The 12620-nt window shown below is 72.7% G+C and carries 10 protein-coding genes; 7 read left to right on the forward strand and 3 right to left on the reverse strand.

Translation table 11 applies throughout. The features are described 5' to 3' along the window. Positions 1–168: 168 nt before the first annotated feature. The 3 genes from HCC30_RS09760 to pyk all read left to right on the forward strand — a co-directional run bounded on the left by HCC30_RS09760 (position 169) and on the right by pyk (position 3966). Complete coding sequence (locus HCC30_RS09760; RefSeq protein ID WP_240979451.1) at positions 169–1581, forward strand: SidA/IucD/PvdA family monooxygenase; 1413 nt, start codon at positions 169–171, stop codon at positions 1579–1581. A gap of 49 nt (positions 1582–1630) precedes the next feature. After that, complete coding sequence (locus HCC30_RS09765; RefSeq protein ID WP_169442026.1) at positions 1631–2371, forward strand: SIMPL domain-containing protein; 741 nt, start codon at positions 1631–1633, stop codon at positions 2369–2371. Positions 2372–2520: 149 nt separating this feature from the next. Next, positions 2521–3966 (forward strand): pyruvate kinase, encoded by a 1446-nt coding sequence (gene pyk / locus HCC30_RS09770; RefSeq protein WP_169442027.1) that lies wholly within the window; start codon positions 2521–2523, stop codon positions 3964–3966. 8 nt (positions 3967–3974) lie between these two features. Here the strand turns inward: pyk and HCC30_RS09775 are convergent, their stop codons facing one another. The 3 genes from HCC30_RS09775 to HCC30_RS09785 all read right to left on the reverse strand — a co-directional run bounded on the left by HCC30_RS09775 (position 3975) and on the right by HCC30_RS09785 (position 8736). Then, positions 3975–4349, reverse strand: a complete 375-nt coding sequence (locus tag HCC30_RS09775) for a chorismate mutase (protein ID WP_169442028.1) — start codon at positions 4347–4349, stop codon at positions 3975–3977. Positions 4350–4463: 114 nt separating this feature from the next. Beyond that, positions 4464–5357, reverse strand: coding sequence for an AraC family transcriptional regulator (locus HCC30_RS09780; RefSeq protein WP_169442250.1), 894 nt, complete (start codon positions 5355–5357; stop codon positions 4464–4466). Positions 5358–5583: 226 nt separating this feature from the next. After that, complete coding sequence (locus tag HCC30_RS09785; RefSeq protein WP_169442029.1) at positions 5584–8736, reverse strand: endo-alpha-N-acetylgalactosaminidase family protein; 3153 nt, start codon at positions 8734–8736, stop codon at positions 5584–5586. 218 nt (positions 8737–8954) lie between these two features. Here HCC30_RS09785 and HCC30_RS09790 point away from each other — a divergent pair, with 218 nt between their 5' ends. The 4 genes from HCC30_RS09790 to HCC30_RS09805 all read left to right on the forward strand — a co-directional run bounded on the left by HCC30_RS09790 (position 8955) and on the right by HCC30_RS09805 (position 12516). Further along, entirely contained in the window at positions 8955–10463 is a 1509-nt protein-coding gene (locus HCC30_RS09790; RefSeq protein ID WP_169442030.1) for a PLP-dependent aminotransferase family protein, read from the forward strand. Positions 10464–10628: 165 nt separating this feature from the next. Continuing rightward, positions 10629–11393, forward strand: coding sequence for a phenylalanine--tRNA ligase beta subunit-related protein (locus tag HCC30_RS09795; protein WP_169442031.1), 765 nt, complete (start codon positions 10629–10631; stop codon positions 11391–11393). Continuing rightward, positions 11390–12181 carry an AzlC family ABC transporter permease gene (locus tag HCC30_RS09800; protein ID WP_169442032.1) on the forward strand — a complete coding sequence of 264 codons (792 nt, stop codon included), beginning with the start codon at positions 11390–11392 and terminating at the stop codon, positions 12179–12181. Before HCC30_RS09795 ends, HCC30_RS09800 begins: the two co-directional genes overlap by 4 nt. After that, positions 12178–12516, forward strand: coding sequence for an AzlD domain-containing protein (locus HCC30_RS09805; protein ID WP_169442033.1), 339 nt, complete (start codon positions 12178–12180; stop codon positions 12514–12516). The genes HCC30_RS09800 and HCC30_RS09805 overlap by 4 nt, the downstream gene beginning before the upstream one ends. Positions 12517–12620: the final 104 nt, after the last annotated feature.

The following is a 12620-nucleotide window of genomic DNA, read 5'->3' on the forward strand; positions in this document are numbered from 1 at the left end:
GAGCCGGAGGAGCCGGTGGGCCCGGGTGGCGCGGACGAGGGTGTGAACGGGGTTGCCGGGTCCGGGACTTCGGGTGCGGATGGTGGGGAGGAGGCGGCTGTGCGGGTGGGGTTGCCGGGGCAGCGGTCGGGGGGTGCCGGCCGGGTTCCGGAGGAGCGGGAGCGGCTGTTGGACGTGGCGGGTGTGGGGGTGGGCCCGTTCAATCTGTCGTTGGCGGCGCTGGCGGACGGGGTGCCGGGGCTGCGGGTGGCGATGTACGAGCAGCGGCGGGCGTTCCGGTGGCATCCGGGGCTGCTGATCGAGGGTGCGACCTTGCAGGTGCCGTTCCTGGCGGATCTGGTGACGATGGCGGATCCGGCGAGTGCGTGGTCGTTCCTGCGGTTTCTGCGGGAGCGGGACCGGTTGTTCCCGTTCTATTTCGCGGAGCGGTTCCATGTGGAGCGGGCGGAGTACGACGCGTACTGCCGGTGGGTGAGTGAGGGGTTGTCGGCTCCGGCGGGTGCGGGGGGTGCGGGTGCGGGGCTGCACTTCGGGCATCAGGTGGACGCGGTGCGGTGGTGTGCCGATCGTGGTGCGTTCGAGGTGGATTTCACGCAGCTCGACGAGCGGGGTGAGGCGGAGGCGCTGGGGCGGGCGTTCGCGCGGAATGTGGTGCTGGGGGTGGGGACGGCTCCGCATGTTCCGGAGCGGTTGCGTCCGTTGGTGGAGTCGTCGGGGGCTGCGGGGGCGCTGGTGGTGCACTCGGCGGAGTATCTGGAGCGGCGGGAGCGGCTGTTGGCCGCTGATCATGTGACGGTGGTGGGTTCGGGGCAGTCGGGCGCCGAGGTGTTCCTGGATCTGCTGCGGCACCGTCCGGCGGGGCGGGAGGGGCTGCACTGGCTGTCGCGGTCGCCGGCGTTCGCGCCGATGGAGTACAGCAAGTTGGGGCTGGAGCATTTCACTCCGGATTACACGCGGTATTTCCACGGTCTGCCGGAGGGGGTGCGGGACGGGTTGCTGCGGCGGCAGGGGCAGCTGCACAAGGCGGTGGATCACGAGACGCTGGGGGCGATCCATGACGAGCTGTATCACCGGTCGTTGAACGGTGCCTGGCCGGATGCGGTGCTGACGCCGGGGGTGGCGGTGCGGACGGCGGGGCGTATGGGTGGTGCGCGGGTGGAGTTGCATCTGGAGCATGCGGAGCAGGGTGAGCGGAGCCGTCTGGTGACGGATGCGGTGGTGCTGGCGACGGGGTACCGGGAGCGTCCGGTGGACGGGTTGCTGGCGGGGCTTGATCCGTATCTGCGGCGGGACGCGGCGGGGCGTCCGGTGGTGGATGCGGAGTACCGGCTGGTGTGGGACGGGCCGGTGTCGGGTGGGGTGTTCGTGCAGAACGCGGAGCGGCATTCGCACGGGGTGGGGGCGCCGGATCTGGGTCTGGCGGCGTACCGGAGTGCGGTGATCCTGAACGCGTTGGCGGGTGAGGAGGTGTACCGGCTGCCGCGGCGTACGGCGTTCACGTCGTTCGGGTTGCGGGGGTCCGGGGTGCGGGAGGAGGGTCCGGTGGGCCGGGGGGAGTTGCGTACGCTGCGGCCGAGTTGAGGGTCTGTGGGGCGGGGGCGTTGTCGGTGGGGTCTGCGAGAGTGGCCGTATGACGACGACTTCGGGTGGTTCGGGCGTGAACGGGCAGGGTGCGGACGGGGTGCCGGCGGCGTTCGGGACGCCGGAGGCGCCGCGGGTGGCGGTGCGGGGTGAGGCGCGGCTGGAGTTCGATCCGGAGATCGCCCGGATCGGGGTGACGGTGAGTGCGCGGGGGTCGGACCGGCGGGATGCGCTGGAGGCGTTGTCGCGGCGGAATGCGCAGGTGCTGGAGTTGTTGCGGGGGTACGGGGAGGCGGTGGAGAAGCTGTCCACGGGTGCGTTCAGTGTGACGCCGGAGCTGGCGGAGAAGGGGCGCCGGGAGCGGGTGCGGACGTATCACGGGCGGGTTCATGTGGCCGCTGTGGTGGGGGACTTCACGGTGCTGGGTGAGTTGACGGCGCGGTTGGCGGAGCTGGAGATGACGCGGGTGGAGGGGCCGCGGTGGTCGCTGCGTCCGGATTCGCCGGCGCATCGTGAGGCGCGGCAGCAGGCGGTGCGGGAGGCGGTGACGCGGGCGCGGGAGTACGCGGGGGCGTTGGGGGCGCGGCTGGTGGCGTTGGTGGAGCTGGCGGATCTGGGTGCGGAGGGCGGGCTGCCGCCGGGGCCGCCGCCTCCGGGGGCGTTGCGGGCGGCCGCGTACGGGGGTCCGGCGGCGCCGGGTGGTGTGCCGGAGCTGGATCTGGAGCCGCAGGTGCAGACGGTGCAGGCGCAGGTGAACGCGCGGTTCGTGATGACGGCGCCGGAGTTGTGAGGTGAGGGGGCGCGCGGCGGGTGCCGCGGTGCTCATGCGAGCGGGTGGGTGCGCAGTTCAGTAGTTGTCAACGGCCCTTCAGGGAAAAGACGTTGGCGAGTCATCGGGAGGCTGCCTTCTACCGATGGGTAAGCCCTAGGGTCGGCGGTATGCGCCGCGCAAGGATCGTTTCCACGCTGGGTCCGGCGACCGACTCGTACGAGCAGATCATGGCACTCGTCGAGGCCGGTATGGATGTGGCCCGCTTCAACATGAGCCATGGTTCGCACGCCGAGCACGAGGAGCGGCTGCTCCGGGTGCGGGCTGCCTCGGAGCGCGCGGGGCGCAGCGTCGGGGTGCTGGCGGATCTTCAAGGTCCGAAGATCCGTCTGGGCCGTTTCCGTGAGGGGCCGGTACTCCTTGAACGCGGCGATGAGTTCACGCTGTCGGTGACGCCGCGCGAGGGCGACCGGACGGGCTGCGGGACGACGTACGAGGGGCTCGCGGCCGATGTCTCGCCCGGGGAGCGGATCCTGGTGGACGACGGCCGGGTGTCGCTGGAGGTGACGTCGGTCGAGGGGCCGCTGGTGCGGACGCTGGTGGTCGAGGGCGGTCTGGTCTCGGATCACAAGGGGCTCAATCTGCCGGGGGTCGCGGTGTCGGTGCCCGCGCTGTCGGAGAAGGACGTGACGGATCTGCGCTGGGCGCTGCGTGCGGGCGCCGATGTGATCGCGCTGTCCTTCGTGCGCAGTGGCGCGGATGTGCGGGAAGTGCACCGGGTGATGGACGAGGAGGGGCGGCGGCTGCCGGTCCTCGCGAAGCTGGAGAAGCCGCAGGCGGTGGATGCGCTGGAGTCGATCGTCGCCGCGTTCGACGGGGTGATGGTGGCGCGCGGTGATCTGGGTGTGGAGATGCCGCTGGAGTCGGTGCCGCTGGTGCAGAAGCGGGCGGTGAAGCTGTGCCGCCGGATGGCGAAGCCGGTGATCGTGGCGACGCAGATGCTGGATTCGATGATCGACGCGTCGCGTCCGACGCGTGCGGAGGTCTCGGACGTCGCGAACGCGGTGATGGACGGCACGGACGCGGTGATGCTGTCGGGTGAGACGAGCGTCGGCAAGTATCCGGTGGAGACGGTGCGGACGATGAGCCGGATCGTCGAGGCGGCGGAGCGGGACATGCTCGCGAAGGGGCTGACGCCGCTGTCGGAGCAGGGGAAGCCGCGTACGCAGGGTGGTGCGGTGGCGCGGGCCGCGGCGGAGATGGGGGATTTCCTGGGGGCGCGGTTCCTGGTGGCGTTCTCGCAGTCGGGGGACACGGTGCGGCGGCTGTCGCGGTACCGGTCGCCGGTTCCGCTGCTGGCGTTCACGCCGGATCCGCAGACGCGGGCGCAGTTGTGCCTGACGTGGGGTGTGGAGTCGTTCCTGGGGCCGACGGTGGCGACGACGGACGAGATGGTGGACCAGGTCGACGAGCAGTTGCTGAAGCTGGGGCGCTGCGAGAAGGGCGATCTGGTGGTGATCACCGCGGGTTCGCCGCCCGGGGTGCCGGGCTTCACCAATCTGGTGCGGGTGCACCACATCGGTGAGGACGACTCCCCCGCGGCGCCCGGCTCCTAGGACGCCCGTCAGCTGGGGTCGTTGCCCTCGGCGATGGTCTCGTGGTGGCGGATGACCTCGGCGATGATGAAGTTGAGGAGCTTCTCGGCGAACGCCGGGTCGAGCTTGGCGCTTTCGGCGAGGCCGCGCAGCCGGGCGATCTGCCGGGCCTCGCGGGCAGGGTCGGCCGGGGGCAGTTCGTGTTCGGCCTTGAGGCGTCCGACGCGCTGGGTGCACTTGAAGCGTTCGGCGAGCATGTGGACGACGGCGGCGTCGATGTTGTCGATGCTGTCGCGGAGGGCGCCGAGTTCGGCCCGTACGGATGCGTCGACGGCGCTGTCGCCGGCGGGTGCGGCACCCGCGGTGGCGGAGTGGTCGGTTCCGGGGGTGTCGGTGGCTGCCATGTGCGTGTGCTTCCCCGTCGGTGTCGGTGTTCTCGGTGCGGGTGCCGCCGCGCGGGCGGCGGGACAGCGTACGACACCGGGCGGGGTGCCGTGCGCGGTGGGGACGCCTTCCGGTCAGTTGTGACCGGCGCGTACGGGTGCGGCCGGTCCGGTGCGGAGGGTCGGCGGGTGGTCGGGGTCGGGGACGCGGTCGCTCCAGCCACCGGGCACCGCGGTGCTCTGCTGGGCGCGGAAGCGGACGGGGGCGATGCCGACGCGGCGGGTGAACAGGCGGGAGAAATAGGCCGGATCGTCGTAGCCGACGCGGCGGGCTATGGCGGCGACGGGCAGGTCGGTCGCGGCGAGGAGTTCCTTCGCGCGGCCGAGGCGGATGGCGAGCAGGTGGTCCTTGGGGCTGCATCCGGCGCTGCGGCGTACGGCGGTGCGGAGGGCGGCGGGGGTCATGCCGTAGCGGGCGGCGAGGTCGGTGACGGACAGCGGAAGGAAGGCGTCGCGGGCGAGGGCCTGGAGGACGGGGGCGCCGTCGGGGGTGGTGTCGGCGCGGGTGCGGCGCAGGGCGACGAGGAGTTCGTGAGCGGCGGAGGCGGCCTCGATGTCGAGCAGCGGGTTGCCGTGCCGGGCGGCGCGGGCGATGCGGCCGATGGCGGCGCGGGCGGGCCCGGCGTCGGTGAGGGGGACGACGGGGCGTTCGGGCTCGATGCAGCCGAGTTCGGTGTAGGCGGCGACGGCGGAGCCGGTGAAGGCGGCGAAGCCCTCGTCCCAGCCTTCGGGGGCGGCGCCGTAGTGGTGGACGGTGTGGGGGGTGAGCCAGAGCAGGGCCGGGGCCTGTACCTGGTGGACGCGGCCGTCGGTGGTGCGGAACCAGCCGCTGCCGGCGCTGATGACGACGGCGACGTGGTGGTCGAGGGTGCGGGGGCCGACGGCGGGGAGGGCGCCGTGCTGGAGGCCGACGCCGAGGCAGACGAGTCCGAGGCGGTGGTGCACGGGGCCCGGGGTGAAGTACCGCATCCAGCTGCGGTAGCGGGCGCGTGCGGTGCGTGGGGGCGCGTCCGCGCCTGGTGTGTCCGTGTGCGTGGTGGCGGGTGTTCTCGGGTTCGGCTGCCCCACGGCCCGCTGCTCCCCTCGGTGCTGGTCCGGTGCCCTCGGGAGGCAGCGTACGGGCGGCGGGGCGCGGGCACCACGGCTCAACGGCCGGAACGATCAACCGGGTTGGTGAGCGTTCCGGCCGTCGGGGTCAGTCGAGTTCGGTGACGGTGAAGGTGTCGAGGACGAACTCGGCCTTGGTGTCGTCGCCGGTCTTGCGCAGGCCGACCCAGGTCTCGCCGTCGGCGGGGGCGGTGAAGGTGTAGGTGTGGCGGGTGGGTTCGGTGGCGGCGGGCAGCGGGGTGCGGCTGAGTTCGCGGGCCTCGGGTGTGTCGACGGCGGTGATCCAGGCGTACTGTCCGGCTTTCTCGTTCTCGTAACGGAAGGTGACGCGGTAGCGGCGGCCCGGCCGGAAGCGGACGGTGTGCGGGACGGTGCGGTGGACGAGGCCGGTGTTCTCGCCGCGTGACTTGAGGGACTGGCCGCCGTCGACGACGTCGTCGATCGCCTTGCCCTGCCAGCCGCGCTGGGTGTACGGCGCGTTCCGCTGGGCGATGTGGGTGCGCGGGTCGGTGACGCCGCCCGCGTCGCCCTTGACGAAGGGGCCCCAGCCCTGCGGTACGTGCTCGAAGTCCTCGTGGACCAGGGCGTCTTCGGGTCCCGGTGTGCGGTGCGGGCCCGCGGCGACGCGGACGGCGGCGAAGCGGACGCGGGGCTTCCCGGCGTCGGTGCGCAGCGAGAGGGTGACGGGTCCGCCGTTCTCGGGGACGGTGAAGGGGGTGAACACGCGCTGGTGGCGGGTGCCGTGCTTGCGGTCGGCGGCGACGTGGTTGGCGGCGGTGGAGGTCTCCGTCCAGTTCTCCGCGGTGACGCCGTCGGCGGTGCGGACGGCGAGTGCCGCGCGGCGGCGCTGTCCGGCGCGGGCGCCGACCTCGATCTGGACGGACGCGGTGTAGGTGCCGGGCCGCAGGCGGCTCAGGCGCTGGCTGACGGTGACGGCCGCGGCGCCGGTGACGACGAGTTCGGGGACGCCCCGCTCGTCGTCGGTCACCGCGACGGCGTCGGACGGTCCTTCCACCTGCCAGGCGTCGAGGGTGCCGGAGTGGAATCCGGGGTCGGCCAGCGGGGTGCCCTCGCCCCAGTCGGGTGCCGGGGCGGGACGGGGTGCGCGGTGCAGGACGTACGGGGTGCCGGGTGCGGCGTCGAGGGTGACGCGGCCGTCGGTGACGCGGAGGGTGGTGGGGTCGGCGGGGCCGGTGCCGGTGAGGCGGTGGCGGGTGAGGGTGGTGGCGTCGGCCCAGCCCGCGGGGAGCCGCCAACTCGTGCGTCCGCCCTCGGGGTTGTAGTGGTAGAGCCGGTCGGGGTCGCGGGCCCGGCGGGGTTCCCAGGGCAGCAGGTAGGCGCCGGCCTGGTAGACGAGGCGGCCGTCGGTGGTGATGCGGCGGGTGCCGCCGGTGTCGGTGACGGCGGTGGCTGTCTCGCCGAAGAAGGTGATCTCGTGGGCCGTCCAGGTGCGGATGGGGTGGGCCTGGAGGTACTTGGCGGGGAGGCTGTGGCGCCAGATCAGCTCGTAGAAGGCGGCCCAGTCGGTCTTGCCCGTCCAGCCCTCGTAGTTGCCCATGCGGGGGATGCCGAGGAGGGTGGGCCACTTGTCGGCGAAGACGTCCTTGTGGTGGTGGTGCAGGAAGCGGATGAGGCGGGAGTTGACGCCTCGGGAGTCGTCGGCGCCGTAGTCGGTCTCGGTGGCCCAGTGGGACCAGATCGCGGAGCGTTCCAGTCCGTGGCCCCATTCGGTGGTGAGACGCCAGCCCTGGGCACGCAGTTCGCGCTGGAGCCGGTCGGAGGTCCAGCCGGATTCGCGGAAGACGTCGAGGTAGAGGGTGTCGAGGGCCTCGTCGGTCTCCGCGCGCAGGTCGCGGAAGCGGCGGACGATGTCGCCGGAGACGAGGTCGCGGCGCTGGTCGATGCGGTAGCTCTGGTCGAGCCAGTCCCACTGTTCGTCGGTGACGTCGACGAGGGTCTCGGAGAAGGCGTGCGCGACGGGGTAGGACTCGGTGGCGTTGACGTGCACGGCGAAGTCGGTGTTCCAGCGTTTCCCGGCGCGCAGCAGGGTGTTGAGGTCTGCCAGTCCGCCGGCGCGCCGGTTGTGGTTGCCCGCGTAGTCGGGGTGGGCAGAGTCGTGGCCTTCCGACTGGTAGCCCTTGAGCAGGGTGTACTGGCGCAGTCCGGCGGTGGCGAGGCTGATCCGTTTGATCTCGTCGAGGGTGGCGAGGAACGGGTTGGTGGCCTGGCTGGCGAAGTTGAACGGGATGTGCGGGACGACGCGGAGGTGCTGTTCGTCGCCGCCGGGCGGCGGGGTGAGGATGCCGCGCAGGGCGATCGCGGCGTCCTGCCAGTCGACGGTGCCGTCGCCGTTGCGGTCCCGGGTGACGACGACGGTGACGTACGGGAGAGGTTCGGTGTCGTCCTCGGCTGCGGTGTCGGCGCGGTGGGTCCACTCGCCGCAGGCGACGGCGGTGGTGACGTGGCCGTCCTCGCGGGTGGTGCGGTGCCACAGCCGGCCGTTCTCCCAGGTGGCGCCGTTGTCCTGGGTGGGCTTGTCCCAGCTGGTGTTGGTGTCGAGGGCGGCGGCGAGTTCGCGGGTGGCGACGACGGCGTAGGCGCAGCCGCGGGGTTCGGTGGGGGGTGCGTCGGCGGGGCGTACGACGGTGTCGCCGCTGCCGTTCTTGTCGATCTCGACGCGGGCGGCGTGCAGTTCGGCTCCGGGCTGGTCGTCGCGTACGGCGAGGAAGGCGAGCCCGGGGATGCGGAGGGTGCCGACGCGCGGGGCGCCGGCGTGGTCGTCGACGCGGGTGAGGCGCCAGCGGACGGTGTCGCCCTCGACGCGGATCTCGGCGCCGATCTCGGTTCCGGTTCCGGTTCCGGTCTCGGGGCCGAGGGTGAGGGTGTAGGCGATGCGGTCGGGCCCGGTGACCTCGCTGGTGACGTGCGGGGTGCGGGTCTCGCCGTCGACGAGGAGCGTGGTGACGGGCCGCTGCTGGCCGTGCAGCCGGGCGCCGGTGGCGCGGTGGACGTAGCGGATGACGCGCGGGAAACGGGTGTCGACGTGGACGTCGAGCTCCCCGGAGCGGAGCACCGTCTCGCCGGAGGGGTGCGGCACGGCGGCCCGGGCCGTGCCGCCGAGTCCGAGCGCCGCCCCGGCACCGGCGATGGCCCCGGCGGCGACGACGGACCGCCGCGCGGGATCGGTGTGCGCCGGTTCCGGTTCGGCTTCCGGCGCTGTCCTCCGGGGCTGCTCCGTCATCTCCGCTCCTCCTGGTCCAGGCGTCGCACCCGCGGTGCTCCGGTGCCGGTCAGGGTGCGGCAGCGGGGGCGGCCGTGCCCATGGACAAAGGACGGGCGGCAGTTGGACTTTGCGGCGCCGCTCTCCGGGAGGGGGCCGGAATGTGAGACGTGGTGTGGCCGCCGCGGGAGGACAGGGGAGCATCACGGCCGGGCGCGTGGATCGACCAGGGGGGAAAGATGCCAACTCCGTATCTCTGTCTGCACGTGGAACGCGAGGGTTCGCTTTCGCTGTATCAGCAGGTGTGCCGGCAGATCGTGCGGGCGGTACAGGAAGGGCGGCTGCGGGGAGGGGACGCGCTGCCCCCGTCCCGCGCGCTCGCGGAACAGCTGAACGTCTCCCGTACGGTCGTGGTCAAGGCGTACGAGCATCTGCACGCGGAGGGGTATCTGGAGGCGCGGAGGGGTTCCGGTACGCGGATCAGTGAAACGGCGGCCTCGGCGGTTTCCGTGCCTTCTCCTGCCGCGGGAGCGGCAGTTGATCCTGTGCTGCCGCTGGTCGTGTCGGGGGATTCGCGGCTGTGGCGCGGCCCCGGGGCCGTACGCGAGAGCTCCCTGGTGTCCGAGAGGGTCTTCGCGGATTTCCGGCACGGAAGTCCTTCGCTCCAGGATTTCCCGGTGTCGGCCTGGCGGAAGGCCGTGCAGGACGCGTACGCGCGGGTGACGAGTTCCTCGCTCGACTACGGCCCGGCGGAGGGGGCGCACGCGCTGCGCGTGGAGGTCGCCCGGATGCTGGGGCACAGCCGGGCCATGGTGTGCGATCCGGCGCAGGTACTGATGACCACGGGCGCGACCCAGGCGCTGGACATCCTGGTGCGACTGCTGGTGCGGAAGGACGATGTGGTCCTCGTCGAGGATCCCTGCCATCTCGTGCTGCGGCAGATTTTCGGCGTCTCGGACGGCCGGGTGGTTTCCGTTCCGGTGGACGGCGAGGGAATGCGGGTCGACGACATCACCCCGCGGCTGCGCGCGTCGGGAATCGATCCGGCCCGGGTGCGTCTGGTGTATGTGACGCCGTCGCACCAGTTCCCGACCGGTGTGGTGATGTCCCGTCGGCGGCGTCACGCACTCAGGGAATGGGCGTCGCTGCACGAGGCCTACATCGTGGAGGACGATTACCACAACGAGTTCACCTTCACCGAGGAGAACATGTCCGCTCTGGCCAGTGGTGACGAGAGCGGACGTGTCATCTATGTGGGCACGTTCAGCAAAACGCTCTTCCCGGCGCTCCGAATCGGATTCGCGGTCGTTCCGCACGAGTTGGTGCGCGAGTTCCTCGGCATCAAGTGGATCGCCGACCGGCTTTCCCCGTCCGTCGAACAGGAGGCGCTCGCGCAATTCCTGAGCGACGGGTCGTACGCGCGGCACATCGGCAGAATGCGCAGGCTCTACCGGCAGCGCCGGCGTGCCCTGCTGGAGGCGCTCTACGGCCGGTTCGGCGGCGGGGTGCGGATCTCCGGGGAGGCGGCGGGGCTGCACGTCCTGGTGAGCCTGCTGGACACCGGCCTCTCCGAGGAGGAGATCGCCCGGGAGGCGCTGCGGCGCGGGGTGCGCGTCTATCCCGCCTCGGACTACTTCACCGAGAACCCGCCGGCCGACCCCTCGTTCCTGCTCGGGTACGCCTGCCTGCCGACCGAGCGCATCCCCGAAGGCATCGCCCGCCTCGCGGAGGCCGCCGGGGTCCGGTGATCCTGCGGCGGGGTGCCGGACTCCCGCTCCGGATTGGTTTCCGTATCCGCCCCCCGATTGGACATTTCCCGGCGTGCGGCCGGTCCCTAGTGTGCTTGCCACAGGCCGTCCCGGCCTTCCGGGAACGGCTCACGAAACACTTGGCGAGCAGGGAGAACTTCCGCGGTGACACGTACCGATCCGGCGCCCACCACCTGGCGTCACGAGGTGGAGATCTCGCCCGACGTGGTTTCCACCGTCCCCGGCTACCGGCTCGGAGTCGTCCGGCTCCCGCAGGCGGAAGTGACCGCTTCCGACCCGTACGCGGACGAGCTGCTGACCCGCGCCGAACTCGACGTGAAATCCCGTGCATTCACCCGCGGCGACATCGCGGAACTGCCGTCGATCGCCGCCTGGCGCGCGGCGTACACGGAATGCGGGACGAGCGCCTCGCGCTATCCCTGCGCCGCGGAATCCCTGCTGCGCCGGGTCGCGAAAAGCGGCGCACTTCCCCGGATCAACACCCTGGTCGACCTGTGCAACGCGGTATCGCTCCGGCACGCCCTGCCGGTGGCCGCGTGCAGCCTGGCGGAGATCACGGGGCCGCTCGCGGTCCGCCGCGCCGACGGCTCGGAGCGGTATCTCCCTCTCGGCTCCCCCGACACCCCCGAGCACCCGTCCCCCGGCGAGGTGATCTACGCCGACGCCGAGGGCGGCGCGCACTCCCGCCGCTGGAACTGGCGGCAGAGCCACGGCATCGCGACGATGCCGGGCCCGGCCCGCCCCGTCCTGCTCACCGTCGAGGGCGTGCACCCCGGCGCCGGGGACGACGTGGCCGCCGCGCTCGGCGAACTCGTCGAGGCGCTGGGCCGCCTGACGCCGCGGCCGCTCGTCGAGGGCGTGCGCACCCTGGGCGGCGGGGTGCTCAGCACGAGGGAGGGCGCGGGGTGACGGCCGGGACGGCGGCGCCCCCGGCAGCGGGCGCCGACTTCCGGGCCGGGCTGACGGATGCGCTGCCCGTGGTCCTCGGTTACCTGCCCGCCTGTCTGACCTTCGGCCTGGTCGGCAGCGGGCTCGGCCTCGACCCGGCCGTGGTCTTCGCGCTGTCGGCCCTGGTGTACGCGGGGGCCAGCCAGTTCATCGGCGCGAAGATGCTCGCCGCCGGCGCCGCGGCACCGGTGATCCTGCTGAGCATCACCCTGGTCAACCTGCGCTACGCGCTGCTGGCCGCGAGCTTCCGCTACCAGCTCGCGCCGGGGATCTCGCGGGCGACGCGGGCACTGCTGGGCTTCGGCCTCACGGAGGAGGTCTACGCGGTCGGCCTGATGGGCAAGGACCCGCGCCGCAAGCTGACCGCCTCGTACCTGCTGGGGCTGGAGATCCCGCCGTACCTCGTCACCCTGGGGTGCACGGCACTGGGCATCCAGCTGGCCCGGGTCATCCCCGAGGATCTGCTGCCGGCGCTGAACACCTCGCTGTACGCGCTGCTGATCGCCCTCGTCCTGCCGCAGGCCCTGGCGAGCGCCTCGAACGCGGCGGTCTGTCTGCTGTCGGCCGCCGCGTCCTGGGCCGCGACGGCGGCAACGGGCAACGACACCATGGGAGTTCTGGCCGCCATGGCCGTCGCCCCGTGCTGCGTCCTGGCGCTCCGCCGGGTTCCGGGCGTACGGCGGGACGTACCGCGGCAGGGCGCGGCGCGGCGGGCGTCGGCACGGCGCGAGTCGGAGGAGCACGCATGAGCCCGATGACGGTCGTGGTGGGGATGGCCCTGGTCACCCTGGCCTTCCGTGCCCTGCCCTTACTGATCCGCGCGGGCGCCGCGCGGGAGCACGCGGACGCCCCGCCCGGGGAGGGCGCGGCGCCCACCGCCCCGGACTGGCTGCGGGCCGTTCCACTCGGGGTGCTCACCGCGCTGATCGTGCCGGGTGCGTTCGTCTCCGACGGCGGCTCGCCCTGGGTCGCGCCCGCCGCCGCGGTGACGGCGCTGGCGCTGGCGGCGACGCGCCGGGTGCCGCTGCTGTTCGTCATCGTCTGCTCGACGGGCGTGGCCGTCCTCGCCCAGACCCTCGGCTGAACGGACCCGGCGCCCCCCTCGGGGCGGGGCTCCCAACCGCCCTGCCCGCGCCGCGGGTTGCTCCGGCCGCGACCGCCCGAAATGCGGTCGCGGCCGGAGCACCG

Origin of the sequence: Streptomyces sp. HNM0574, assembly GCF_012726235.1 — a bacterium.
In the GTDB taxonomy this organism is placed as follows: Bacteria; Actinomycetota; Actinomycetes; order Streptomycetales; family Streptomycetaceae; genus Streptomyces.